The organism is Fibrisoma limi BUZ 3 (assembly GCF_000296815.2).
GTDB lineage: Bacteria > Bacteroidota > Bacteroidia > Cytophagales > Spirosomataceae > Fibrisoma > Fibrisoma limi.
Genome location: NZ_CAIT01000004.1, coordinates 192,150 through 216,183 on the forward strand (window position 1 = coordinate 192,150; position 24,034 = coordinate 216,183).

Below are 24,034 nucleotides of genomic sequence, written 5' to 3' on the forward strand. Positions count from 1 at the left end.
TTCAGAATAATTCAGTAACCAAACCATTTATTTATTCCCACACAATCCGCCCTCGTGAGATAATGAAAACTGCCCTTAAATGGGGCGTTTTATGACCCTATCTAACTGGTCCAGCATCGAATGATGGTCAAACAAATAGCGATTGAGGGAAACGCCATCAACGACATTGCCTCCTTTTATGAGGAGATCAACCGGGTATTTATGATGGAAGAAAGCTGGACGATCGGCCCAAGCCTTGACGCGTTCAATGATCTACTGTATGGGGGCTATGGTGCCCTACAAGGAGCCCAATGGGTTGAACTTTTCTGGCGTCATATGGACCACAGCCACAAAGCGTTAGGATATCAAACGACCCGAAACTACTATCTGGATAAGCTTAGGCCTGGATCGCCCTATAACAGGAAACTATTTGCCGAAAAGCTGGGCGCTCTCGATAGTGGCCATGGCGAAACGTATTTTGACAGCGTCATGGCTATTCTTGCTGAGCATCCGAGGATTCGGGTGGTTAGTGCGTGAAGATACGGGTGGTAATCACGACTTCAGTTGTTAGATTCCCCAGCGTTGCAGATATAAAACAACAATGACTTGCCAATCAGATTGTTAGCAAGTCATTCGTAACCTAACCTATGAGATGATCGGACCGCCGAAGCGGAAAATCGTTCTGATCTGAACCGTTTAAGTGCTCGATCAAGTACGTTACAAAGGTATAGCTGGGTTGCAAAGTATATGAGCGCAGAAACCCCTTTTTTGGGCATTTGGCGCAAAACAGGCAGAAATCCGCACTTTGGTACGTAGTTCTACGTATTCGATTCACGATATAGCCCGAAAAGGGCATATGGTTCCATAGTCGATTGACAAGCCCGAGAATAAGTGATAGTTTTCAGCGGTTAATTATCACTAGTTCACGTACATATGCCAGTTTTTACTAAAGATGCCGGTCGGTTTCTGGCGTCAGAAGAAGTAGTTCCGCTTAAAGAAGCGTACCAGAAGCGCAAGGCCGAATCTGGTCTTGCCAAGGATAAAGTAGTCCAGTCGGAGTTTTTTGGAATAGATCAGATTCAGCGGTTGCTCAGCCAGCCGGGTTGCGTTGGTTTGCGAATTCACCATGCCAAACGGTGGGAGGATGAAAATGGTCGGCCTACGGCACCGGGGAAAGGCGATCTGAAGCCCCGGGTCCTGCTGACGGCCGTAGATAGTGCCGGTCGGGACCTGCCGCTCAGGTCGGCTAACGGCGGACTGAAGGATAGTATGGGAAGGACGGAGGCTTTGGGGGATGGGCCCGTCTGCCCACGGCATTGCGCCGAAGACGATATACAATGATGTACAATACGGTATGTGGGAAAAGTTTATTGAGCTTAGTAGTAAATACCCGTTAGACACGCTTTCTCACGCTGCCAGTTTATTGCCGGTCTTGATTGGTCTTACCTTTCTGAACCAGTTGAGACCGGCAGCCAGGCTAATGGTACTGCTTGTAGGCTTGTTCTTTCTGAAAGATTCAGTTGCCTTATACCATAGCCTGCGCAGTGAAAGCAATTTGTATTTATATAATCTTCAATCCTTTGTTGAAATTGGCGTGGTAGGGGCCGCATACGCAGTTGTATCGCCTGTTTCGATAAAGAAGGTAATTATAAGTAGTGCGATAGCGTGTTTAGTAGTTAATGTGATCTTTTACAGTAGCCTCGAATTGTCCCCGGGTAATCTGACCGTTGCCCGGCTATTTATGTTAGCTGTCGTGCTGATGTATCTGACCAGAATCACAAATCAGGTCATTGTGCGTAATATCATGACGCACGATTTATTCTGGTTTAGTGCGGGATTGCTGGTTTACATTGCGGGAACGTTCTTTATATTTTTGTTTGGGCATTACTTGTTTGAAGAAACAACGTCTCTTGATACGTTTAATTTATACTGGAACATACAGCAGGTGATTTACATTATTTTTTGTGTCATCTCTGCTGTAGGTTTGTGGATGAGTCGGTTCGAGCGCGTTAAGCCGCTCCCGGCCTTGTAAATGATTAGCTGTTTTAGCCACCGCAAGGGTGGATCGCCTGAGAGACGTATCGTTTGGGTAAGTTCAGAAGAGAATGGTTGATCATCAGTAATTTACAGTTGTGGACGCTTACACAGTTAAATTGTATATCGCCATGGGAACCGCCGTACTGTTGATGATGGTCTTGTTCATCATCATCTTTGTGGCCTATTACCAGCAAAAACAGGTGAAGCAGCAACTGGCGTTTAAAGAACTTCAGGAACAGCATCGGCGCGAACTGATGGCCGCTACCTTTCGGGGCCAGGAAGAAGAGCGCCGTCGGCTGGCGGCTGAGTTGCACGATGGAATCGGCACGATGCTGTCGGTGACCAAAATGAGTTTGAATCAGGTAGAGCGACAATTAGGCGGGGAGGTCCGGGTGGGGTTACAGTTTCAGAAAACTCGCTTTATGCTTGATGAAACCATGACCAACGTTCGGCGGATTAGCCGTGACCTGGTGCCGACTACTCTTGAACGGTTCGGGTTTCTGGCCGCGCTGGAAGAGCTGGCCGAACGGGCTACCGATTCCGACCTGCAGGTGCATCTGGACTGCCCTGAGTCAGTGGCTCAACTGACAGCACCGCTGGAACTGATGCTGTACCGGATTGCGCAGGAACTGCTTAACAATGCCATTCGTCACGCCCGGGCTCACCACATTACGATTCAGTTGTATTGCCAGGCCGACGAAATCCGGTTGTCGGTACTGGACGATGGCGTCGGCTTCGATTTTGATGCCATCATGGAAGATAAACAGCGTGGTTTAGGACTGCGCAACATTGAGAGTCGCCTGAGCGTGGTCAACGGCCACGTGACCTTCGACGTGGCCCCCGGCCGCGGTTCGCAAATTCATGTACAGATTCCGCTCAGCGATCCTAAACCCGTCGCGTTAATGTCCTGACCAACCGCTCTTCAACCTATCCAATGAGTATGCGTAAGATTAAACTGGCGCTTTGCGACGACCATACCCTGTTCCGGGTTGGGATGTCTACGATTCTTGGCCAGATTCACGATTTTGAACTGATCCTGGAGGCTGCCAACGGGCAGGAACTAATTGATAAGCTACCCCGCAAAACCCCCGACGTTGTATTGCTTGATCTCCAGATGCCGGTCATGGACGGTACCGCTACGGCCGACTACCTGCGCGAAAATTATCCGCTGGTCAAGATCGTCGTACTAACCATGCACGACGAAGACCGGATGGTGCTGCACTTGCTCGAAAAGGGGGTGAGCGGCTACCTGCTGAAAGATGCCGAAGCCGGCGAGGTTGAGAAAGCAGTGCGCAAGGTGATGGACGAGGGCGTTTACCTCAACGAGTTTGTCTCGAAAGCCATGCTACGGAAAATGACCAATAAAACGACCGTAGCTAAACCGGCTAACCCGTTTTATAACAGCAAGGTGCTACTGTCGGAGCGCGAAAAAGAAGTACTCCGCCTGATCTGCGAGGGGTTATCAACGAACGAAATCAGCGAGCGGGTCTTCCTGAGTCCACGTACCGTCGAAGGGCACCGCCTGCGTATTCTCGAAAAAACCGGCACCAAAAACACGGCCGGTATGGTTGCCTACGCGTTTAAGAATGGCTTAATTTAAAGGAGGAAAGGGAGGAGGGAGAAAAGGAGAAAGGTAACGGTCACCGCTAAAGCCTTTCCTCCCTTCGCCCTTTCCTCCTTTTTCAAAGACTTCCCGTCTTTCCGCCATCCACCGGGATGTTGATGCCGCTGATCGATGCGGCTGCGGGTGTGCATAGGAATGCTGCGGCCGCGGCCACTTCCTCAGCCGTAGCAAAACGACCAATCGGAATTTCGCTTTCCATCTGGGCCGCTACTTCTTCCTCCGTTTTGCCCGACGATTTTGCCCGCATGGCCAACACCGCATCCAGTCGGGCCGTACGGGTGTAGCTCGGCAGTACGTTGTTGACCGTAATGCCATACTTGCCCAGTTCGAGCGACAGTGTTTTGGCCCATTGGGCCACTGCCCCCCGGATGGTATTGGATACGCCCAGGCCAACAATAGGCTGCTTTACCGACGTACTGATGATGTTGACAATACGGCCGTAGCCTGCCTGCTTCATCGCCGGAACGACGGCCTGCACGAGCGTCTGGTTGTTGAGCAGGTGGTTGTGAAACGTTTGGATAAACTCTTCGGGTTTGGCGTCGATTAACGGGCCACCGGCTGGGCCGCCCGTATTGTTGATTAGAATATGCACATCGGGATATTGCTGTAAATGCTGCGTAATGGCCGTCTGCACAGCCCCCGGTTGGCTGAAGTCAGCAACGAGGTAGCGGTGGGTTTGGCCCTGCCGTGTGTCAAGCTCGTTGAGGGTTGCGCCGAGCGCTTCTTCGTTGCGGGCAATTAGCACTACGTTGGCACCCAGCAGGGCCAGTTCTATCGCCGTTGCCCGGCCGATGCCCTGTGTGCTACCACCTACCAGGGCGGTTTTTCCGGTCAAATCAAGATTCATGTGCTTGTTGGTGTATGATGGTTGACTCGTTCGGAGCCAAACCTTTTGTAAAGGACTGGCGTATGTATGTAAAAACTGTATCACTCATGACCAAGATAGGAAACCTGACGCGGGCCTGTTTGTTGATTGGCCTGCTACTCATACTTTCTCCGGCCCTGACCGGCCCACCTACTGCATGGGCTGATGCCACAAGTAGCGGCCCTGTCGATCACAGCATCTACGATCAACTGCTGAAAAAGTACGTCGATGAGCGCGGGCAAGTTAACTACAAAGGCTTCAGGAAGGACCAGGCCGAGTTTAAAAAATACCTTGATCTGCTCAGCAAAAACCCTCCGGCAGCTTCGTGGAGTAAAAACGAGCAGATGGCTTACTGGATCAATGCGTACAATGCTTTCACAATTCAGTTGATTCTGGACCACTACCCCGTTCAGAGCATCAAGGATATTGGCAGCAAAATCCAGATTCCGTTCGTGACTACCCCCTGGGCTGTTAAGTTTATCCCTATTGGCAAGGAGAAGATTAGCCTCGACAACATTGAGCACGGTACGCTCCGGAAGAAATTTGATGATCCCCGCATTCACTTCGCGCTGGTGTGTGCGTCGAAGTCGTGCCCGCGGTTACGGAACGAAGCGTACACGGCCGATAAGCTCGACACCCAGCTTAATGATCAGGGCCGTGACTTCCTGAATAACCCGGCCAAAAACGCCATTACGCCCAAACAGGCCAGCTTGTCGAAGTATTTCGACTGGTACAAGGGCGACTGGAAAGACAACGGCAAATCCATTGAAGAATGGGTCAATCGGTATTCAAACACGAAGATCAATAGTAATACGAAGATCTCGTTCATGGACTACAACTGGAACCTGAACGAGCAGTAAGGCAGGCTTAATTAGTTCGCTTGGCGATTGTCGTAACCATACCATCGGCCGATAAGCGCCGGATGCAGTCGTTGCCCCCATCGAGTATGTAGATGTTCTGTCGGCTGTCGATGGAAACGGCGCAGCGTTGGGGGAAGTTGAACAGGGCAGCCAATGCCTTTCCATCTTTGTAGCCTTCTTTCGACCGGCCACCCATGTTGACGTTGTTAGGTTGAATCTCGCTGTTACCGGCCAGGGTCGCTACGGTTTGGTTGGCAACCTTGATGATGCGGTTCAGGCGACCATCGGCGAAGATAACGGCCCCAGTACGGTCGATTAGAATGTCCTCGGGTGCCATTAACTCCGCTTTACTAATAGTACCCTGTACGTAGACGGGGTGGAATTCACGCTTGCCGCAAAGCCCCGCTACGGTACTGATGATACCGTTGGAAGCCACTTTTTTAATGCATCGGCCGTCGCCATCACTAATGTACAGGTTGCCCTGGGAGTCAATCCCCATGCCGGCAAGCCATCTGGATTTGAAGGCCGGATTATCGCGGGTGTTGAACAGTGTGGTCACCATACCATTCGTGTCGATTTTGCGGATGAGGTAAAAGTCACCGAGGTTGTCTTTGTTGGTATTGTCCCGTTCGGCTACGTAGATCGTCCCGGTCGCGTCGACCTCCAGGAACTCAATACTGCGGAACTGGGCGGTTGCAACAGGGCCATCCTTGACGGTGGTGGTAAACGGCACCCCGGCAAACAGGGTAACTTTTCCATCGGGCGTCATCTTCCAGATCTTCTCACCATCGGCCATGTAAACGTTGTCGCGGGTGTCGATGGCCATGGCGTTGCAACTCGGATAAGGCGACTTTTTGATGTCTTTGCGGATGTCATCAGTAACGACGGACAAGTTACCGGCTGGGGAGAGCTTGAGAATCCGTCCCCGGTATACATGGATGATCAGGTTATCCTGGCTATCGACCACGAACGCCATGGGTGAGGAGGGCAATTTAGCGATGGGCGGCTGTGCCAGAGCCGTACCGGCTAGTAGCGAGATGACGATTAATGCCTTGATAGTCATGTTGGTTGGTGGGTAAACTGCTAAGGTACAGAGAGGAAGTAAAGATAAGTCGGCGCGTTTAGTAAACGGTGTGGGCAGTAAACATAATCGGGGCTTCGGCGTTGACAATGTATAGTTACTTTACGATTACTGCTTACTACTTATGCCCAAACGAATCCTGTACTGGTTCCGGAACGATTTGCGTCTGCACGATAACGAAGGGTTCGCCCGGGCCGTTGCTGATGCTGATGAAGTCCTGCCTGTTTTTGTGTTCAATCCCCGTTTGTTCGCCGAGGTCCATAACCTTGGCTTCAAGAAAACGGGTATTTACCGGGCCAGCTTCCTGCTCGAAAGCGTGGCCGATCTTCGTCAATCGATACGGGCAAAAGGAGGAGAATTGATTATTCGCATTGGAGAGCCCGCCAACATTCTGGCCGAACTGGCCGAATCTGCCGACGTTGCGGCTGTGTACGCCAGCAAGGAAGTGACACAGGAAGAAACTGATGCGGAGTCGAACCTAAGTAAGCGGCTGAAACCCCTCAACATCGATCTTGACCTGTTCTGGGTGGCGACACTTTACCATGTGCGGGACCTGCCGTTCGAAATTTCGAAGCTGCCGGATATTTTCACCCAGTTTCGTACCCGAATTGAAAAGTACGGAAAAGTACGGCCAACAATTCCTGCTCCCGAACAAATTCGAATCATGTCGGAAGTTGAAGCCGGCGATATACCAACCCTGGCCACCTTTGGCTTTGCGCCCGACGTAGCGCCGGATATTCGGGCCGCCGTGCCGTTTAAAGGGGGCGAAACCGTAGCGCTCGAACGGCTCAACCGCTACGTGTGGGAACGCGAACTCATTCGCACCTACAAGGAAACCCGCAACGGGATGCTGGGCGAAGACTACTCGTCTAAGTTTTCGGCCTGGCTGGCGCTGGGATGCCTGTCGCCCCGGCTGATCTACGAAGAGGTAAAGCGCTACGAGGATGAACGCGTCAAAAATGAATCGACGTACTGGCTTATATTTGAACTGCTCTGGCGGGACTTCTTCCGGTTTGTTGCCCTTCGGTACGGTACCCGGCTGTTTAAACCCAGCGGTATCCGTCATGACTTTAATCGAAAATGGCGACGCGATACCGACGTGTTCATCCGCTGGGCTGAGGGAGAAACTGGTATCCCCTTTGTTGATGCCAATATGCGGGAGATGAACGCGACCGGCTTCATGTCGAACCGTGGGCGGCAAAACGTCGGTAGCTTTCTGGTAAAAGACCTTGGCATCGACTGGACCTGGGGAGCGGCCTACTTTGAAAGCCTGCTGGTCGATTATGACGTTTGCAGCAACTGGGGCAACTGGAACTACGTAGCCGGGGTGGGCAACGATCCCCGCGAAGACAGGTACTTCAACATCTATTCTCAGGCTACCCGCTACGATGAACAGGGCGATTACGTCAAACACTGGCTCCCGGAAATAGCGGGCGTGCCGGCCGATAAGATACATCTGGTGTCGAATCTGACCAGGGCCGAACAGGAGCAATTTGGGGTGGCGTTGGGCGACACGTACCCCTTGCCGATTGTCAATCCAAACAAGTGGCTCAGGCCAGAAAAGAGCCACTGACACCATTTTTTGAAAACAAATCGATAGTTTTATTCAGTTTTGTCCTAGAAAACATGTGTGAAGAGTACCATCCTTCATGCATAACCTATACACTAAAACCATGTCACGAACCTTAATCATTGTCGTTGTTATTGCCGTACTGCTGGGTATGTACGGTTGTAGTTCTTACAATGGCTTAGTCGAGAAAGATACACAGGTTGAAAACGCCTGGGCCAATGTGCAAACACAGTACCAGCGCCGGGCCGACCTGATCCCGAACCTTGTTCGGACGGTACAGGGGGTTGCTAACTTTGAAAAAAGTACGCTCACGGCCGTTCAGGAAGCTCGTTCGCGGGCAACCGGCATCAACCTCTCCGCCGATCAGCTGACGCCCGAAAATCTGCAGCGGTTTCAGCAGGCACAGGATCAGTTAGGCGGGTCGCTGTCGCGGTTGCTGGCGGTAGCCGAAAACTATCCGCAGCTCCGGGCCACGCAGAACTTTTCGGAGTTGCAGGCACAGCTCGAAGGCACCGAAAACCGGATCGCTGTAGCACGTAATGATTTCAACGGCGTTGCGACCAGCTACAACCAGTCGGTGCGATCCTTCCCGAACAACATCTTTGCTGGCCTCTTTGGCTTCGAGCGCAAGGGCTTGTTTGAGGCCAGTCAGGCTGCTCAGCAGGCACCAACGGTTCAGTTTTAATTGCGCGGGGAATTGGGCTTAGCGCTCCGGGTAACGATACCCAGCTCGCTAGGCCCAACGCCCCAAGCCCTTTGCCCCAGCGCCATGCAAGCGAATCCCTTCTCTGCTGAGCAGCAGCAGCGCATCATTGAAGCCATTCGGCAGGCCGAGAAAGCCACATCCGGCGAAATCCGGGTACACATTGAGCCGCAATGCCCAAATCCGGATCCCGTTCAGCGGGCTATCGAGGTCTTTGCGAGGTTAGGTATGCACCAGACCAAAGAGCAGAATGGGGTTCTGTTTTATCTGGCTCATGCCGACCGTAAGTTCGCCGTTATTGGCGATACGGGCATTGACGTAAAAGTCCCGGCCGACTTCTGGGAAAGCACAAAAAATATTCTCCGCAGTCACTTCGCAACAGGTGATTACACTGAAGGGCTTTGCCGGGGTATTGAACGGGCCGGTCAGCAGTTGAAGCAGTTTTTTCCATACGCCAGCGACGACACTAACGAACTCGCCGACGATATTTCGTTTGACTAACACTTCCGTGAACGTACCCATTCTGACAACATATACCGTCCGGACCGTCAGTTTGTGGATGCTGGTATTCCTGCTGGCTTTCACGACTGGGTTGCGGGCACAAAACCTCCCGTCGACGGCCGATTCGGTGATTCCGAACCGACCCAGCCCCCCCCGGCTGGTCAACGACTTCGTGGGCATTTTAAATCCAGGTGACCGGGCGCAACTGGAGCAAAAACTACGGGCTTACAATGACTCTACCTCCACGCAGATCACCATTGTGATCGTTCGGACAACCGAACCCTACCCGATTGGTGATTTTGCGTTTCAGGTTGGCCGCAAATGGGGCGTCGGGCAGCAGGGGAAAAATAACGGCCTCGTGATTGCCTGGGCCACGCAAACCCGCAAAGTCTTTATTGCAACGGGCTATGGGCTTGAAGGAGCCATCCCTGACGCCATTGCCAAGCGTATCATCAGCAACACCATTGTTCCTAATTTCAAGCAGGAGCAGTATTATCAGGGACTGGATCAGGCCACTACCGAAATCATTCGGCGAGCCAGCGGAGAATATGACGCCGAGCCATCGGAGGATGGGGGCGGGGGTGGCTTCATCGTCTTTGTCATCCTGGCCATCATCATCTTCGCCATTATCTGGGGCCGTCGAAATGGCGGTGGAGGCACCCGCTACCGGGGTGGTGGCTGGGGTGGTCCTGTCTTCTTCCCTACGTCTACTTTCTCCGGCTGGGGATCATCCGGCGGGGGCGGCTGGAGTGGTGGGGGCGGAGGTGGCGGCTTCGGTGGTTTTGGGGGCGGTAGCTTCGGGGGTGGTGGTGCCGGTGGCGATTATTAAGCCACCGCTACTGAACGACCCCTTCTACCCGAAACTCGTTCTTGTCGAAGTACGAGAGTTGCTGAAAACCGGAAAGCTGATAATGCTGCACCTGCCACTGGCTGTCGCTGGCCGGGCCACTTTCGAGCAGCAGGCGACGTTCGGAGGTGTAAAGTGGATTACCGGTACGTAGAACAGCCTCAATCCGGCGGGGTTGCTGCGTGGTGGGATCAAGCTGCACCCGTAGCGACCGAACCGTCAGTTTTTCTTCCCCTTTTTTCAGCGTGTATTGATACGTCAGCGAATCGGGCCGGGAAATCTGGTAGCTGTTGCGCAGCGCTGGTTTGTTGATGTCGGCTTGCGAAAACAGCTCCAGCTCACGATTCCAGTTGATGTTGCGGGTAGCCTGTCGGCTGCGCTCTCCTTTAATCTGAGTAGCTTTGTTGACCAATGGTTTATGCTGCGAAAGCAGCGTAATCTGGCGTTGCACAAATCCCGCTACGTCGTAGTATACATTGGGTTGCGTCTGTTGAGCAGGATTGTTGCAGCCGGCCAGAAAAAACAGCGCTGAAAAGGCGAAGAGGATACGATTGGATTGCATGGATGAGGTACTGACTACCCTCCCGAAGGAGGTCATTACTGAACCACCAACACGAATTTCGGTAAATCAGTTTGGTCTATCGAAATCTGAACCAATTTTGCATCAACAATGCTTACTAATTAGCTAACTATCGAACCTCATATGGAATATGACGTTATCGTCATTGGCTCCGGGCCAGGCGGTTACACCGGCGCAATCCGTTGCGCTCAGTTAGGCTTAAAAACAGCCATCATTGAGAAATATCCCACCCTCGGCGGTACGTGTCTGAACGTAGGTTGCATTCCGTCCAAGGCGATGCTCGATTCGTCGGAGCATTTCTACAATGCAGCACACACCTTCGCTGAACATGGTATCCAGCTCGCTGATCTGAAAGTGGACCTTAACCAGATGGTGGTCCGCAAACAGGGCGTGGTTGACCAGACGACGAAGGGCGTGGCGTTCCTGATGAAGAAAAACAAGATCGACGAGATTCACGGCGTTGGGTCGTTCGTTGATCCGCATACCATTAAAATCTCTAAAGCCGACGGTTCTGAGCAGACTATTACGGGGAAGAACATCGTCATTGCGACGGGTTCAAAACCGCTGTCCTTTCCGTCGATGCCCATCGATAAAAAACGCGTCATTACGTCGACAGAGGCCCTAACGCTGGAGCAGGTACCCAAGCACCTGATCATCATTGGCGCGGGTGTGATCGGTGCCGAACTGGGCTCGGTATACGCCCGGCTTGGTGCCAAAGTGTCGTTTGTGGAGTTTGCTGATGCCATGATCCCGACTATGGACCGGACCATGGGTAAAGAACTTCAGAAAGCTATCAAAAAACTGGGGGCTGATTTTTACTTCAACCATAAAGTCACCAGCGTTGAGAATAAAGGCGAGGAGGTCGTTGTCAACATCGACACCCCGAAAGGCCAGCAGATGACGCTGACCGGCGACTACTGCCTGGTATCCGTTGGTCGCCGTCCCTACACGGATGGCCTGAACCTCGAAGCCGCCGGACTTAGCGCTGACTCGCGCGGAAAAATTGACGTGGATAACCACCTGCGCACGAAGGTGCCGCATATTTATGCCCTGGGCGACGTAATCCGGGGAGCTATGCTGGCGCACAAAGCCGAAGAAGAGGGGGTGTTCATTGCCGAAACGATCGTGGGGCAGAAGCCGCACATCAACTACAAACTGATTCCGAACGTAGTCTATACCTGGCCTGAAGTGGCGGCCGTGGGCTACACGGAAGAAGAACTGAAGCAGGAAGGTATTCCCTACAAAACCGGGTCGTTCCCGTTCAAGGCGCTGGGTCGGGCTCGGGCCAGTATGGATATAGACGGTTTGGTAAAAGTGTTGGCGCACAAAGAAACCGACGAATTACTGGGGGTTCACATCATCGGACCGCGTGCGGCCGATATGATTGCCGAAGCCGTAGTGGCGATGGAATTCCGGGCTTCAGCCGAGGACGTATCGCGGATGTCGCACGCGCACCCAACGTACACCGAAGCGTTTAAAGAGGCCTGTCTGGCGGCTACCGACAACCGGTCTATCAACATGTAAAAATAAGCCTCACCGGTACCATATCGGTGGGGCTGTTTGCTACATTGTTGAACGGCTAAAAACTTTTGTCCAGAATTTTCTGAAGTTCCTCAGACGCGTCCGGTAAGGGCGCGTTTCGTTTTATGATCTTACCGGTTCGGTTGATGACCGTTGCCGAGATTTCCTCCTCTGGTCGCAGTTGTTCAATGATGTCCGAAAACTGTCCTTCCGTTGCCAGTACGTGATCGCCGGACAGATTATACCGGGTACTGATTTCAGGCCAGAGGGTTTTCTCGGTGTTAGGCATAGGTACGTACACCAACGCAAAATCGCGGGCGCGGTACTGATTACGTAGTCGTTGGGCGTCGATAGCCGCCTGCCTGCCCGCGTCGGTTGTCGGCGATGTCATCAGCACGTAGATGACTTTTCCCCGATTGGCGTTAAGCACCTGGTTCAGTAACGTGAAGCCATCTGAGCCAGTACTCTGACTAACAAATACACCCGGCGAGATTTCCAGACTCTGTGCTGTTGAGCCGGCTTTGGTTAACTTCCGGATGGCCGTTCGAATGCGCGTGCTATCGTTTATCTGAAGCTGATACAATTCGTTGAGCGACGCGACCAGTTGCGGGTTATTTAGCTTGGGCTGCACGTAGTTATACAGCAAATCGGCGTAGTTAAGCGTCAGGCCAGGCAGGGCTTGTGCCAGCCAGTACGCTGCTACGTATTCCATCGACGTACTGTCAAAATCCTGCCGCCCCCGCTGAAGCAGGGCTTCGTAATTCACCAGCCGGGTAAGCGTATCGGCATTTCGGCGGAGCAACGTATCAAAGAAGCGCAGGTCCGATGCCTTCGCCGAATTTTTGGTTTTGTACTCCTGAAGCCGATCCCGGTCGCTCGCGCTCAGGTTGCGACCATACTGTTCCAGCAGCGTGGCTAGTGCCCGTACCGAAAGGCCGTTGTTACGCCCTGAGACTGGCGAAGATGCCTGCTGTACAACGTAATCCGAGAACCGGTTGGTAGCCGCAGCCCGGGCCGCCGTCAAAAGTGGTTCTCTACGAGGACGGAGCGAGTCCTCCAGTGCTACCGTACTGCCTTCAAAAGCTGCTTTGTCGTACAAAAACGCAACGGCATTGTACCGGTTATTGGCCGTGATCCATTGGGTCAGTAAGGGAAACGGCTTCTCCTGCGCGGCAAATGCACGAAACGGGGCGCTGTACGCATCAAACAGAACGGAGTAGGCCCGACTGTCGCTCATGCCGGTTACCTGCCGGGATAGTTTCTTGGTGTCAGGTTTGTTGGTATAACCCGCTTCAAACGCTTTGTAGCGGGCGTACTGCTGGTTTACCTGGGCATTTGCCCCCCTGAATCGGAAAGGAACGGCGGCCGTGAACAGCGAGTCAGCGTCGAGGGTAATGGTGATAGACCCAGGCGCGGCCAGAAAAGCGGTGGAAATGCGGCCATAGTTGAAGTACAACTCTTCCTGCGGATAGAGCAGCGGAACGGATACCCGGAACGTTCCGTCGGCATTGAGCTGAGCAGGTCGTACGAGTTCGCGGCTGGCCTGTAGAATATTATTGCGGCTGATTAATACCTGCGGGGATTCGCGGTACAGCCGGGCCGTCAGGTGGTCAATGCGCCCCGACACAAGAACCGAATCAGGCTGGGCGACAGAAGGCGTAGTGATTAAAAAGCAGACTGCCGTGAGTAACAGGCACACGCAACAGACTCGAAATGAATTTCTCATGAATTGACAGTATCGGTTCACAAGGTAATAACAAATGAAACCACAAAACTGCCGATTGACAAAGGATTACTGATTGCGGATGCCGTGATATTCGTCTATTTCCTGATAATCCGTTCGGAGTGGATGCCCAACCCAGTCGGTGGGCAGCAGAATTCGGCGGAGGTCAGGGTGCCCCTCGAAGCGGATGCCAACCAGGTCAAATGCTTCGCGTTCGTGCCAGTCGGCCGTTCGCCAGATCGATGTAACGCTCGGTACACTCGGAAGCGGTTCCCCCGCCTGGTTGCGCGGGACAGTCACGTAGAGAGACAGGTTCTGCTCGTACGGGATTGACGTGAGGTTGTAAATTACGTCCATCGTGGCGGTTGCCGGGCCGTTGTCGATGGCTGTAACGCAGGCCAGCAGATCAAAAAATAGCCGGTTATCATCGCGCAGGAATTGACACACGTCAACTAATCGATCAGTCGGAACGACAAGATACGGCTGTGGGTTCTGCGTACTTACCTGAAAAATCTGACCAAACTGGTCTTCGAGTAGGGCCTGTATATCAGTAAAGGTCATGCGTTATTCGAATGGATTGGTATCGGGGTTGCTGCGGGGGGCTAACAAACCCAACAGCCGACTAAAACTAAGCCTATTTAAGCCGTCTTGTTCTCTTCGGCGGGGGTGGGTATCGCTGGTGTTGGCTTGTCACCAGTCAGCGGGTGTTCGGCTCGAATCTTCTCCTGCAATTTTAGAAAACCGTCGATCAGCGCTTCAGGTCGCGGAGGACAGCCGGGTACGTATACATCGACGGGAATGATCTTGTCGACGCCTTTGACCACGTGATAGCCATGCTGCCAGTACGGGCCACCGCAGTTGGCGCAGGAACCCATCGAGATGACGTAGCGCGGCTCCGACATCTGCTCGTACAGCCGCCGAATCCGGTCGGCCATCTTATAGGTTACGGTTCCTGACACAATCATAATGTCCGACTGCCGGGGCGAAGGCCGCGGAAAGATACCGAAGCGCTCAAGGTCGTAGTTAGACGCCATAGCCCCCATCATCTCGATCGCGCAGCAGGCCAGACCGAACGTCAGCGGCCACAGCGACGAGGACCGCGACCAGTTCAGTAACTCCTCGGAGGTGATAAAAAATACACTGGCTTCGCCGGATTTGTTGGATGGATTCATGAGTACTAAAGCTACGTAATGACAAACGTTTCAGGGTTGCGGGTAGTTCAGTTGCTCCTGCTGGTAGCGGTACGTGAAAGGCAGGAGTCGTCGGCGGAGGTTCTCATTCTGGTCGGCCTGATCGCGTTTCAATGGTCGGATAACCCGCCGACCACTCCCGCTGACGGCGTGACCCAGCAACGCACCGGTCGCGGCCCCGCCCCCTATGCCCATCACCAGATTAATACCGTACAGAGTTGGACTACGGAATGGACTTTTCCGGGCCGACCGAACAACTACCAAACCCGTAAGCAAACCGCCAATGATAGCTCCCTGAAGGGTGTACCGGTGATTACTAGCCCGTTTCAGCACAATCTTTCTGACCAGGGCCAGGGGGACGCGACCGCCCGACCGCCATTGCCACGAGCCATTGGGTGCATTATCAATCAGCAGGGCTGTTTCATCAACATCGGCCAGTACGCCCTGCAGGCGGCCACCGTTCGTCATCACCACCCGAACCAGGTATGCGTCTACTTCCGACGACTGCGCCAGCGTTATTGAGCCTGTCAGCAACAAGAACAGTGTCAGGATCGTGGACTTTATCAACGTTGTGGGCGGCTGTACTTGTCGTTGATCCGCTGGTACAGATCCGCTGGTACGTTCGTATCGACTTGAGGAATTTTGGGCTGCGGTTTTACCCAGTCGAGGTAACCTTTGGCCCATACGTACGCCAGACCCAGGCCCAGAATAACCACGAACAAAACGGCTTCTGTCAAAGCGAACCAGCCCCAGGTGCCGTTGGTCTCGTTGATGAGCCTGGCCTGGCCAAACACGGTGGCCCACGGAAACAGAAAAACCAGTTCGACATCGAACAGCACGAAGACCAGCGCTACTACGTAGTACCGGATGTTGAACTGGATATTGGCATTTCCGATTGGCTCCTCGCCCGATTCATACGTACTGTTCTTTTCCGGATTTGGGCGGTGGGGCCGGAGCAGCCGTGCCACAAAGAGCACAACGGCAATGAACGCGAAGGCGGCCAGAATGAACAGCAGAATGATGCCGAAGTCGGAGAGCATGTTCAGGGAAAGTTAGTGCCCGATGAAGGGGGATGTCCCGCCCATCAGTTTTTCTTTTTCTCTTTAGGGTACAGATTATACACAATGCCTACCTGCAGCGTTCGGTTTTTGTAGGTTGCCAGCGGCTCTGGCGATACGTTGTTCAGGCCGTATACATACCGGACATGCAGGCTGAATTTGTCGAGAAAATCCAGGAAATCATAGTGAGCGCCCACGGCGATACCAACATCAGTGCGGTTACCGGGGCCGTTTGTCTGGCCCGCGTTGAGGGCATAGCTAAATTCAGGACCCGCCTGAAGCGTTATACCTTCGGTCGGGATAAAACCCAGCAGCACCGGGACGCTGGCGTACAAATACCGGTTCCGGATGGTTTCGCGCTGGCCAAGCCGTTCGATCTGGAAGCTACCGCCCTTGCTGGAAAGAAGAAGCTCCGGCTGAAGCACAAAACGCTGGAAGCGGTATCGATACATTACGCCCAGATGAGGGTCCAGCGTACGTTTGGGAATGTAAGGACTTATACCCGAAACGGCCAGTTGCGTAAGCGTCGGCCCCGCTTTAAGGCCAAAGTGGCCACCTCGGGGATTATTGCTCTGCGCTCGGGCCAGCAGGGGGGAAACAAGGAAAAAGACAAAAACGAGTAGTCGGTTGCTGCGCATAATTGAATGTCAGGACGGGGATAACCTTCCCATAACGCTTGGTTAGCCGACAAAATTGGTTAAAAAAAGTTAAAGGTGACCGAGTTAATTTAACCGCGGGTCGACCGGGTAGTTGGCAATGGCTTTGTATTCGCCCCCCATGCGCTTCAGTACACCCCGCCAGAACTGATCGGAAGGGGTATCGAACAGGAAATCAGCATCGGTCCGGGTCACGATCCAGGCTTTCTGCTCAAGCTCATCTTCCAGTTGGCCTTCGCTCCAGCCCGAGTAACCGACAAAGAACCGGGCGTCGCGTTCGGTGAGGGTACCTAGATTAACAGCCCGCTTAATTTCATCAAAATCGCCACTCCAGAACAAACCCTCCATAATCCGGATCGAATTATCGATCAGGTCGGGACGGCGGTGAATAAAATGAAGGGTGTTTTGTTGTACTGGTCCGCCCACAAACAGGGGTACATCGGCATAAATATCCTCAATTACGTCGCTCAGATGCAGGTTAGTCTGCTGATTCATGACGAGCCCAAAGGTACCGGCTTCACTGTGTTCGCATACCAGCACAACACTACGCTCAAAATTGGAGTCGCCCAGGAAAGGCTCGGCAACTAACAGATTTCCGTTCGTAACAGGGGGCGTATGGGTGTTCATAAGCGTAGCATTGTTGTCTGCCTAAAAAACCGGCTTTACTAAGCCGATGTTATCGAAAAATGCCGGAAATATGAATTTCCTTCATATAATGTTTCTGAATGGACGAACCTGGTGTCCACACTAAAGACCCGGCCGGATTAATCAGGGTTGGAACACCAGCACCACCTTGCGGCCTGACACTCGTTCGAGCAGTGGCCGCAGCAGGGGAGCGGCATTCTGGCGAGTCTGTTCCAGGATGTTGCTGCGCAGCGCCGATTGCCGAATCTGTCGCTCGGCCTGGCGGTAGGCGTCACTCACCAGTTGCGATTCATCCAGAAACGCAAACCGGGTGTCATATACCCGCGACCGGTCGTGGTTGACCTTCCAGCCACACAGCTCAGGGCGGGGCAGGTGTACGACAACAGAATCGCCTTCGATACGAATATCGTCGGGTTTGATCTTCGTCAGGTCGAGACAACCCGTTGCTTCACCTTCCACGATCAGGACAGCGCTGGAATTAGGCCAGAAGGTTTTATTCTGCTCATGCTCGACGATATCCCGGAAGGTGTACTTGACCAGTTCGAGTCGTCCCAGTGAGGTAATTTCCCGAATAATAACGCTCTGGTTCACCGAATCATTACGCCGAAAGCGGCTCAGGTACTCGCTGGTACGAACCTGCTCCCATACCGCAACCAGACCGGCGACAAGAACCGCCAGCAGAAAGACACGAAGCAGGGCATTGATGAGTCGGGACATTCGTATGCGTCAGGTAACGTTGATATAACGAATTTGAAAGGCTTTTTCATCCAAATCGAGCTTTATTTTTGATAAGCTGCGTATAAAGAAAAGCCCCGGATCAAGGCTGACCCGGGGCTCCTTAAACAACATTATATGGCTTAGTACGTGCGCTTATGCTCTGCATCAGCAGCGGGCTGGCGCTCGAGATCAAACAGGTCGTTCAGAACGTCGATCAAGGTTTCGGCTTCACCGCGTTTGCAGGCTGCCTTCAGTTGCAGCACGGGCAGCTTGATGATCTTCTGCATGATGCCCCGCGTAATTTTATCTATCTTCTCCGACTCTTCGGTGGTCAGGTGCTTCAGATGGCGGGCAATCTCGTCCCGGCGGATTTGCTCCAGGGCGTTTTTGAGCTTGTTGATCGTCGGCGAAACGATCATCTCTTTCGACCAATCCCCGAATTCAATCAGTGACTGGGTAATAATGGCTTCGACCTGCGGAATAGCAGCCAGCCGCTGGTTCAGGGCTTCGTCGGCTCGGTTCCGGATATGGTCGATGTTGTAAACCAGCACGCCCGGAATCTGCTCAACGGCCGCATCAACACTGCGCGGTACCGACAGATCAATGAAATATTTGTACGTCAGTACGTTCAGATCATGCAGCAACGTCGGCGTAATAAGCGGCTCATCGCGCATCACTGACGAGATGATAACATCGGCTTTCCGAATCTCATCGGTCAGGTTGTCGAAGTTTGCCACCCGAAAACCGTATTCGGCCGCCATTGCTTCTGCCTTGGCATAGGTACGGTTGCAAAGCGTAATATTTTTCAGGCTATGATCAGCCAGGTTCTTGCACACATCTGTGCCGATCTCACCCAGACCGATCACCAGTACGTTCGGATTCTGGTGAGTGCCAACCAGTTCCTCAATCAGCTCAACGGCTGCGTACGAAACCGAAGCGGCCCCGCCGCGGAACGATGTTTCCTGGGCGACCCGCTTGTTGGTGAAGAAAATCGTGTGCATCAGCCGGTGCAGAAATGGCCCGGCCATGTCCAGATCTGCCGACCATTGGTAGGACTGCTTCACCTGGTTAGGAATCTGCATATCGCCAACTACCTGCGAGTGCAGTCCGACACATACCTCAAACAAGTGACGCACCGCGTCGTCGTGGGCACTGAACAACTGAAAATAAGGCAGGTACTGGTCGGTATCGGTTAGTCCCTTCTCAATCAGTAACAGCCGGGCAATGTCGGCGTTCAGGTCCTGGTCAAACGCGTAATAAACTTCCGTACGGTTACAGGTGGAAATAACGAGAAGATCGGACAACCCGAAAAAGTCGCGCAGCCGAAGCATTAATCGCTTGGCTTCCTCTTCGTTCAATGCAATTAGCTCCCGCACACGGAGAGGTGCCGTCTTATGGGATAAACTAATTGATTTAAAAGTGTCTAACATACTTTCAACTGACGCTAATTGACCTTTAGCCAGCACAAAATTACTGCACAATCGCTGGACGTGAAACGTTCTGGGCAATCGGTTTGGTTATTTAGAAATTGTATAAATAATCAGGCCGATTTCTTACTTAAATTCTACTATAAACAGAACACAACAGCCGGGCTGTGCGTTCTGAAATGCACCATGAAGTACGTTTTTTCGTTATCAATTGCCTAGTAATTTCGTTATCAACCGTATAGATTGTCCGTTGAAACAGGCAGGTCGCCCGATGAAGTGAATAGCAAAGCCTTATGCTTAAGTCATTTGATATATATAATCAGAACAACGTTCTGAAAATCATCGTTGCGCTGAATCTACTGCTGGTTGGAACGGCGTCATTGCTATACACTAACCGGCTTATTAACCGGCTGGAAGAACGCGAGGAGCGTTACGTCCAACTCTACGCCAAAGCCATATCCTATCTCGTTGATCCGTCTCATAACAACTCGGGCGATATAACGTTTGTAACGAACGAGATTCTGACGGTTAATCATTCGGTGCCGGCTATCTATGTTGATCCAGAAGGTAATATCTCTATCTATCGAAATTTTGAACTTCCAGAGGGTACGCCAGAGCAACAACAGCAATTTCTGCGTAGTAAAAAGGCAGAAATGCGGGAAAGCCATGTACCGATTGTGGTAGAAGTGGGCGGAGGGCGACGTGGTTTAGTCTACTTCAACAATTCAACGTTGTTACGTCAATTACGATATTTTCCATATGCCCTGCTGGTCATTCTCGGGGTGCTGGGCGTATTGGCTTATCTGGCCTTCAGTTCGTCGCGGAGGGCTGAGCAGAACCGCGTCTGGGTGGGACTGGCCAAGGAAACGGCGCACCAGCTCGGTACGCCCATGTCGTCGCTGATGGCCTGGGTGGAGTACATGCGCTCCGATCCGCAGCAGTACGACGAGAGCATTACTGACGAACTAGAAAAGGACGTCCGGCGACTGGAAACCATCACGGCTCGTTTCTCCAGCATTGGCTCAATTCCTACGTTGAAGGAAGAAAACCTGAGCGAGGTTGTGTTTCAGTTTACCGACTACCTGGCCAGACGTATTTCGACCAAGGTTAACATGACCGTGACGAGTCAGTTGCCGGCTGGGCAGATGGTGAAGATTAACAAACTGCTGTTTGAGTGGGTGATTGAAAACATCTGTAAAAATGCCGTTGATGCGATGGGGGGCGTTGGGGCGTTACGGATCAATATGCTGCTGCTGCCGCACCAGGAAATTGGCATCGACATCACCGATACGGGTAAGGGGATTTCAAAAGCGAACCTACAGAAAGTGTTCTCGCCAGGCTACAGTACTAAAAAGCGGGGCTGGGGACTGGGCCTGACGCTGGCCAAGCGGATCGTGGAGGAATATCACAACGGCAAACTCTTTGTCAAACACTCGGAAGTGGGGAAAGGCACTACGTTCCGGATTGTATTGAAGACTGAACAAACAACGAAAGCTGTGCAACCACAGCTTTCAACAGTTGAAAAAACGTGAAATAACGCGCTATTGCTCCAGTAGCGGAACGCTGACGGTATCCGTTTCGATTTCGTTGCTGACGTTGAGCGCCCGGTCACGAATCTGTATTCTGAACCGTACAGGGTATTTTCTGGAAGCCGAGGTATAGAAATAGATTTGTCGGAATTCGAGCGTTCCTTCAATCGGGCCTTTCTGTCCCTCACGGGTCAGTCGGGGAAATACCAGGAAATTGTTTTCAGTTAGCTGGACTTCCTGTTCCTGACCTCTGACCACCTTGAACGTTCGAATCCGGTAATTGCCCCAGTTACCATTTCGTAGATACCGATTCTGCGTGGCGGTATCAAGCGGAATATTATCACCGAGGTCACCATCGCCGTCCTTAAAACCGATGGTGATAATAACCGAGTCACGGGCAGCCTGTCCGATGCCCGTTCCCCCGGGAATGAAAAAAGGCGGAGTCACTTCCTTATACTCAATCTCAGGGGAGTTTGGAAAGTCCGGCTCGTTGAAGCAGGCCGTCAGCGATAAGGCTAACCCTATTATGAAGAGACCCTGGTGAATTTGTCGCCGTTGCATACTGTTGTATCGGTAACGCAATAAAAAGCTGTTTTACAATTGTCTGATTCTCGTTTATTCTCCGCCGAAGTGGCTGCCCAGCGGCAAACGCTTCGAACGCGCATTCTGAACGCTGCCGCAGCCGACTTTGATTCGCTGGCCCTGGCGGTGTTTTACTACCAGGCGGCTCATAATCCGGTCTATGCTACGTATCTGGGTCACCTGCGCGTTCGGCCTGAGCAGGTTTCGAGGCTGTCGCAGATACCGTTCATGCCGATCGGCTTTTTCAAGCGCCACGCCGTGCTGACCGGGATCGAAACGCCACCCGATACGGCCGTCACCTTCGCCAGCAGTGGCACAACCGGCTCGCAGACCAGCCGGCACTACGTGCCTGATGCTGCTTTGTACGATGCCATCAGCACCCGAATCTTTGAGCAAACATACGGTCCGCTCACCGACTTTCACATACTGGCTCTGCTGCCGTCTTACCTTGAACGAAATAACTCGTCGCTGGTGTATATGGTTCAGCAATTTATGGCCAAAACGGGTTCCAGCCAATCGGGATTTTACCTCCATAACGTGGAGGAGTTAACCGAGCGGTTGCACCAACTGCGGACTGCGCCTGATAGACGGAAGGTGCTGCTCATCGGTGTTACGTTTGCCTTGCTCGATTGGGCCGAATCGAATGCCGACGTATCATTGCCTGCTGATTTAATCGAAAAATTGGTGGTGATGGAAACGGGTGGTATGAAAGGACGCCGACAGGAACTCCTCCGCGAGGAAGTGCATCAGATGTTGACCAGTCGGCTGGGCGTTCCGGCTATCCACTCCGAATACGGTATGACTGAACTGTTGTCGCAGGCGTATTCAAAAGGGGAGGGAGTATTCGAACCAAGTGCTACGTTGCGGGTGTTCCTGCGCGACATCAACGATCCATTCCACCTGTTTGCGCCCGGTCAGGCGGTTCGACAAACCCAGACGGGCGGCATCAACGTAATCGATCTGGCTAATTTGGACTCCTGCTCGTTCATCGAAACGCAGGACCTGGGCCAGTACGTTGGCACTGAAGGCGCGTTTCGCGTGATCGGCCGCTTCGACAACTCCGACATCCGGGGATGTAATTTGATGGTGGTATAAAAGGGGGGAGGAAAGGAGGAGAAAAGGGAGGAGAGGAGGAAGGGGCCCTTGAATTCCTTTCCTCCCTTTTCTCCCCTTATTTAAGCATACAACTTCACATCATCGAGGGTGATGATGTCGCCACACATGATTACCAGGCGTTCGACGACGTTGCGTAGCTCGCGGACGTTACCAGTCCAGGGGAGCGATTGCAGGTACGCCATACCAGCGGGGTCAATGTCTTTGGCCGGAGAGCCGTATTCGTTCGCAATGTCCTGCAGGAATTTGTCGGCCAGCAGCGGAATATCGGAGCGACGCTCAGCCAGGGGCGGCACGTGGATCGGAATGACACTCAGGCGGTGGAACAAGTCTTCGCGGAAGTTACCGTTGGCAATCTCCTGACGCAGGTCTTTGTTGGTAGCCGCAATCACCCGAACGTTAACCTTAATTTCCTTGTCGCCCCCGACGCGTGTAATCTTGCTTTCCTGCAACGCCCGCAACACCTTGGCCTGCGCCGACAGGCTCATGTCGCCGATCTCGTCGAGGAACAGTGTACCGCCATCAGCCTGCTCGAATTTGCCCACTCGCCGGGCGTGGGCACCCGTAAAGGCACCTTTTTCGTGACCAAACAGTTCGCTCTCGATTAACTCGCCGGGAATGGCCGCGCAGTTTACTTCGACCAGCGGCATGGTGGCCCGGTTGCCTTTTTCGTGGATCTGCTTGGCAACCATCTCTTTACCGGAGCCATTCGGCCCGGTGATCAGCACCCGGGCTTCGGTAGCCGCTACCCGGTTGATGGTTTCCTTGACCTTTCGGATTGGCTCAGAATCGCCAACGATCTCGTTGAGCTTGTAGATGCGCCGTTTCAGGGTTTTTGTCTCCTGCACCAGTTTCGACCGTTCAATGGCGTTGCGGACCGTAACGAGCAGGCGGTTCAGATCGGGTGGCTTGGTGATAAAATCGAAGGCACCCCGTTTGGTAGCTTCAACGGCATTCTCCACATTACCGAAGGCCGAGATCATCACAAACTGAGTTCCTTTTTCAGCCTGACTGGATTTAAGCAGCAATTCGAGGCCATCCATTTTGGGCATTTTGATGTCGCAGAGCGCAACATCGTAGCTGGATTTAAGAATCATGTCCAGGCCTTCTTCGCCATCTTTAGCTTCGTCGACTTCGTAGCCTTCATATTCTAAAATGTCACGGAGGGCAGCCCGGATACTCTTTTCGTCGTCAACGATTATTAATCTGGCCATAAATACAAATGG

General features: G+C 52.7%; 27 protein-coding genes. 13 read left to right on the forward strand and 14 right to left on the reverse strand.

All coding sequences use genetic code 11. The features are described from left to right. Positions 1-120 precede the first annotated feature (120 nt). The 5 genes from BN8_RS01385 to BN8_RS01405 all read left to right on the forward strand — a co-directional run bounded on the left by BN8_RS01385 (position 121) and on the right by BN8_RS01405 (position 3,616). On the forward strand, positions 121-516 hold the full coding sequence (locus BN8_RS01385) for a barstar family protein (protein ID WP_009279976.1): 396 nt from the start codon (positions 121-123) through the stop codon (positions 514-516). Between the two features lie 396 nt (positions 517-912). Next, positions 913-1,320, forward strand: coding sequence for a hypothetical protein (locus tag BN8_RS01390; RefSeq protein WP_009279977.1), 408 nt, complete (start codon positions 913-915; stop codon positions 1,318-1,320). 13 nt (positions 1,321-1,333) lie between these two features. Next, entirely contained in the window at positions 1,334-2,011 is a 678-nt protein-coding gene (locus BN8_RS01395; RefSeq protein WP_009279978.1) for a hypothetical protein, read from the forward strand. Between the two features lie 133 nt (positions 2,012-2,144). After that, complete coding sequence (locus BN8_RS01400; RefSeq protein ID WP_009279979.1) at positions 2,145-2,927, forward strand: sensor histidine kinase; 783 nt, start codon at positions 2,145-2,147, stop codon at positions 2,925-2,927. 29 nt (positions 2,928-2,956) lie between these two features. Continuing rightward, a complete protein-coding gene (locus BN8_RS01405; RefSeq protein WP_040005223.1) occupies positions 2,957-3,616 on the forward strand; it encodes a response regulator transcription factor in 660 nt (219 codons plus the stop codon). An 82-nt stretch (positions 3,617-3,698) separates the two neighbouring features. On the opposite strand, the gene BN8_RS01410 is transcribed toward BN8_RS01405, so the two are convergent. Then, a complete protein-coding gene (locus BN8_RS01410) occupies positions 3,699-4,487 on the reverse strand; it encodes an SDR family oxidoreductase (RefSeq protein WP_009279981.1) in 789 nt (262 codons plus the stop codon). Positions 4,488-4,573: 86 nt separating this feature from the next. On the opposite strand from BN8_RS01410, the gene BN8_RS01415 reads away from it, so the two are divergent. Further along, positions 4,574-5,365, forward strand: coding sequence for a DUF547 domain-containing protein (locus tag BN8_RS01415; protein WP_040005354.1), 792 nt, complete (start codon positions 4,574-4,576; stop codon positions 5,363-5,365). Positions 5,366-5,372: 7 nt separating this feature from the next. Here BN8_RS01415 and BN8_RS01420 read toward each other — a convergent pair whose 3' ends face one another. Then, positions 5,373-6,428 carry an NHL repeat-containing protein gene (locus BN8_RS01420; protein ID WP_009279983.1) on the reverse strand — a complete coding sequence of 352 codons (1,056 nt, stop codon included), beginning with the start codon at positions 6,426-6,428 and terminating at the stop codon, positions 5,373-5,375. Between the two features lie 142 nt (positions 6,429-6,570). On the opposite strand from BN8_RS01420, the gene BN8_RS01425 reads away from it, so the two are divergent. From BN8_RS01425 to BN8_RS01440, 4 genes are all read left to right on the forward strand, one after another. Further along, complete coding sequence (locus BN8_RS01425; RefSeq protein WP_009279984.1) at positions 6,571-8,019, forward strand: DASH family cryptochrome; 1,449 nt, start codon at positions 6,571-6,573, stop codon at positions 8,017-8,019. Between the two features lie 100 nt (positions 8,020-8,119). Beyond that, positions 8,120-8,701 carry a LemA family protein gene (locus BN8_RS01430; protein WP_040005224.1) on the forward strand — a complete coding sequence of 194 codons (582 nt, stop codon included), beginning with the start codon at positions 8,120-8,122 and terminating at the stop codon, positions 8,699-8,701. A gap of 84 nt (positions 8,702-8,785) precedes the next feature. Beyond that, a complete protein-coding gene (locus BN8_RS01435) occupies positions 8,786-9,220 on the forward strand; it encodes a TPM domain-containing protein (protein WP_009279986.1) in 435 nt (144 codons plus the stop codon). Continuing rightward, positions 9,213-10,049 (forward strand): TPM domain-containing protein, encoded by an 837-nt coding sequence (locus tag BN8_RS01440; RefSeq protein ID WP_040005225.1) that lies wholly within the window; start codon positions 9,213-9,215, stop codon positions 10,047-10,049. Before BN8_RS01435 ends, BN8_RS01440 begins: the two co-directional genes overlap by 8 nt. A 7-nt stretch (positions 10,050-10,056) precedes the next feature. On the opposite strand, the gene BN8_RS01445 is transcribed toward BN8_RS01440, so the two are convergent. Next, positions 10,057-10,629, reverse strand: a complete 573-nt coding sequence (locus tag BN8_RS01445) for a lipoprotein (protein WP_051040980.1) — start codon at positions 10,627-10,629, stop codon at positions 10,057-10,059. 141 nt (positions 10,630-10,770) lie between these two features. Here BN8_RS01445 and lpdA point away from each other — a divergent pair, with 141 nt between their 5' ends. After that, on the forward strand, positions 10,771-12,171 hold the full coding sequence (lpdA, locus tag BN8_RS01450; RefSeq protein WP_009279989.1) for a dihydrolipoyl dehydrogenase: 1,401 nt from the start codon (positions 10,771-10,773) through the stop codon (positions 12,169-12,171). A 55-nt stretch (positions 12,172-12,226) separates the two neighbouring features. On the opposite strand, the gene BN8_RS01455 is transcribed toward lpdA, so the two are convergent. The 9 genes from BN8_RS01455 to hemA all read right to left on the reverse strand — a co-directional run bounded on the left by BN8_RS01455 (position 12,227) and on the right by hemA (position 19,587). Then, on the reverse strand, positions 12,227-13,894 hold the full coding sequence (locus tag BN8_RS01455) for a hypothetical protein (RefSeq protein WP_009279990.1): 1,668 nt from the start codon (positions 13,892-13,894) through the stop codon (positions 12,227-12,229). 66 nt (positions 13,895-13,960) lie between these two features. Then, on the reverse strand, positions 13,961-14,452 hold the full coding sequence (locus BN8_RS01460; protein WP_009279991.1) for an NADH-quinone oxidoreductase subunit C: 492 nt from the start codon (positions 14,450-14,452) through the stop codon (positions 13,961-13,963). Positions 14,453-14,529: 77 nt separating this feature from the next. Then, the gene (locus BN8_RS01465; protein ID WP_009279992.1) at positions 14,530-15,063 is read right to left on the reverse strand and encodes an NADH-quinone oxidoreductase subunit B; all 534 of its coding nucleotides are present in this window, start codon (positions 15,061-15,063) and stop codon (positions 14,530-14,532) included. A gap of 30 nt (positions 15,064-15,093) precedes the next feature. Next, positions 15,094-15,648, reverse strand: a complete 555-nt coding sequence (locus tag BN8_RS01470) for a hypothetical protein (protein WP_040005226.1) — start codon at positions 15,646-15,648, stop codon at positions 15,094-15,096. Then, positions 15,645-16,121: an NADH-quinone oxidoreductase subunit A gene (locus BN8_RS01475; RefSeq protein ID WP_009279994.1), complete on the reverse strand. Its 477-nt coding sequence runs from the start codon at positions 16,119-16,121 to the stop codon at positions 15,645-15,647. Before BN8_RS01475 ends, BN8_RS01470 begins: the two co-directional genes overlap by 4 nt. A 44-nt stretch (positions 16,122-16,165) precedes the next feature. Next, the gene (locus BN8_RS01480; RefSeq protein WP_009279995.1) at positions 16,166-16,777 is read right to left on the reverse strand and encodes a porin family protein; all 612 of its coding nucleotides are present in this window, start codon (positions 16,775-16,777) and stop codon (positions 16,166-16,168) included. Between the two features lie 84 nt (positions 16,778-16,861). Next, positions 16,862-17,422 (reverse strand): YqgE/AlgH family protein, encoded by a 561-nt coding sequence (locus tag BN8_RS01485; protein ID WP_009279996.1) that lies wholly within the window; start codon positions 17,420-17,422, stop codon positions 16,862-16,864. 141 nt (positions 17,423-17,563) lie between these two features. Next, positions 17,564-18,157 (reverse strand): DUF4230 domain-containing protein, encoded by a 594-nt coding sequence (locus tag BN8_RS01490; protein WP_009279997.1) that lies wholly within the window; start codon positions 18,155-18,157, stop codon positions 17,564-17,566. 140 nt (positions 18,158-18,297) lie between these two features. Beyond that, on the reverse strand, positions 18,298-19,587 hold the full coding sequence (hemA, locus tag BN8_RS01495) for a glutamyl-tRNA reductase (protein WP_009279998.1): 1,290 nt from the start codon (positions 19,585-19,587) through the stop codon (positions 18,298-18,300). A 290-nt stretch (positions 19,588-19,877) separates the two neighbouring features. Between hemA and BN8_RS01500 the strand changes: the two genes are divergently transcribed. Then, the gene (locus BN8_RS01500; protein ID WP_009279999.1) at positions 19,878-21,116 is read left to right on the forward strand and encodes a sensor histidine kinase; all 1,239 of its coding nucleotides are present in this window, start codon (positions 19,878-19,880) and stop codon (positions 21,114-21,116) included. Positions 21,117-21,125: 9 nt separating this feature from the next. Here BN8_RS01500 and BN8_RS01505 read toward each other — a convergent pair whose 3' ends face one another. Then, the gene (locus BN8_RS01505; RefSeq protein ID WP_009280000.1) at positions 21,126-21,674 is read right to left on the reverse strand and encodes a hypothetical protein; all 549 of its coding nucleotides are present in this window, start codon (positions 21,672-21,674) and stop codon (positions 21,126-21,128) included. A gap of 39 nt (positions 21,675-21,713) precedes the next feature. Between BN8_RS01505 and BN8_RS01510 the strand changes: the two genes are divergently transcribed. Next, entirely contained in the window at positions 21,714-22,790 is a 1,077-nt protein-coding gene (locus BN8_RS01510) for an acyltransferase (RefSeq protein ID WP_009280001.1), read from the forward strand. Between the two features lie 80 nt (positions 22,791-22,870). Here the strand turns inward: BN8_RS01510 and BN8_RS01515 are convergent, their stop codons facing one another. Next, positions 22,871-24,022 carry a sigma-54-dependent transcriptional regulator gene (locus tag BN8_RS01515; protein ID WP_009280002.1) on the reverse strand — a complete coding sequence of 384 codons (1,152 nt, stop codon included), beginning with the start codon at positions 24,020-24,022 and terminating at the stop codon, positions 22,871-22,873. Positions 24,023-24,034: the final 12 nt, after the last annotated feature.

Coding starts and splice junctions, on each gene's coding strand:
- BN8_RS01385 (WP_009279976.1), top strand. CDS start 121: ATGATGGTCAAACAAATAGCGATTGAGGGAAACGCCATCAACGACATT.
- BN8_RS01390 (WP_009279977.1), top strand. CDS start 913: ATGCCAGTTTTTACTAAAGATGCCGGTCGGTTTCTGGCGTCAGAAGAA.
- BN8_RS01395 (WP_009279978.1), top strand. CDS start 1,334: ATGTGGGAAAAGTTTATTGAGCTTAGTAGTAAATACCCGTTAGACACG.
- BN8_RS01400 (WP_009279979.1), top strand. CDS start 2,145: ATGGGAACCGCCGTACTGTTGATGATGGTCTTGTTCATCATCATCTTT.
- BN8_RS01405 (WP_040005223.1), top strand. CDS start 2,957: ATGCGTAAGATTAAACTGGCGCTTTGCGACGACCATACCCTGTTCCGG.
- BN8_RS01410 (WP_009279981.1), bottom strand. CDS start 4,487: ATGAATCTTGATTTGACCGGAAAAACCGCCCTGGTAGGTGGTAGCACA.
- BN8_RS01415 (WP_040005354.1), top strand. CDS start 4,574: ATGACCAAGATAGGAAACCTGACGCGGGCCTGTTTGTTGATTGGCCTG.
- BN8_RS01420 (WP_009279983.1), bottom strand. CDS start 6,428: ATGACTATCAAGGCATTAATCGTCATCTCGCTACTAGCCGGTACGGCT.
- BN8_RS01425 (WP_009279984.1), top strand. CDS start 6,571: ATGCCCAAACGAATCCTGTACTGGTTCCGGAACGATTTGCGTCTGCAC.
- BN8_RS01430 (WP_040005224.1), top strand. CDS start 8,120: ATGTCACGAACCTTAATCATTGTCGTTGTTATTGCCGTACTGCTGGGT.
- BN8_RS01435 (WP_009279986.1), top strand. CDS start 8,786: ATGCAAGCGAATCCCTTCTCTGCTGAGCAGCAGCAGCGCATCATTGAA.
- BN8_RS01445 (WP_051040980.1), bottom strand. CDS start 10,629: ATGCAATCCAATCGTATCCTCTTCGCCTTTTCAGCGCTGTTTTTTCTG.
- lpdA (WP_009279989.1), top strand. CDS start 10,771: ATGGAATATGACGTTATCGTCATTGGCTCCGGGCCAGGCGGTTACACC.
- BN8_RS01455 (WP_009279990.1), bottom strand. CDS start 13,894: ATGAGAAATTCATTTCGAGTCTGTTGCGTGTGCCTGTTACTCACGGCA.
- BN8_RS01460 (WP_009279991.1), bottom strand. CDS start 14,452: ATGACCTTTACTGATATACAGGCCCTACTCGAAGACCAGTTTGGTCAG.
- BN8_RS01465 (WP_009279992.1), bottom strand. CDS start 15,063: ATGAATCCATCCAACAAATCCGGCGAAGCCAGTGTATTTTTTATCACC.
- BN8_RS01475 (WP_009279994.1), bottom strand. CDS start 16,121: ATGCTCTCCGACTTCGGCATCATTCTGCTGTTCATTCTGGCCGCCTTC.
- BN8_RS01480 (WP_009279995.1), bottom strand. CDS start 16,777: ATGCGCAGCAACCGACTACTCGTTTTTGTCTTTTTCCTTGTTTCCCCC.
- BN8_RS01485 (WP_009279996.1), bottom strand. CDS start 17,422: ATGAACACCCATACGCCCCCTGTTACGAACGGAAATCTGTTAGTTGCC.
- BN8_RS01490 (WP_009279997.1), bottom strand. CDS start 18,157: ATGTCCCGACTCATCAATGCCCTGCTTCGTGTCTTTCTGCTGGCGGTT.
- hemA (WP_009279998.1), bottom strand. CDS start 19,587: ATGTTAGACACTTTTAAATCAATTAGTTTATCCCATAAGACGGCACCT.
- BN8_RS01500 (WP_009279999.1), top strand. CDS start 19,878: ATGCTTAAGTCATTTGATATATATAATCAGAACAACGTTCTGAAAATC.
- BN8_RS01505 (WP_009280000.1), bottom strand. CDS start 21,674: ATGCAACGGCGACAAATTCACCAGGGTCTCTTCATAATAGGGTTAGCC.
- BN8_RS01515 (WP_009280002.1), bottom strand. CDS start 24,022: ATGGCCAGATTAATAATCGTTGACGACGAAAAGAGTATCCGGGCTGCC.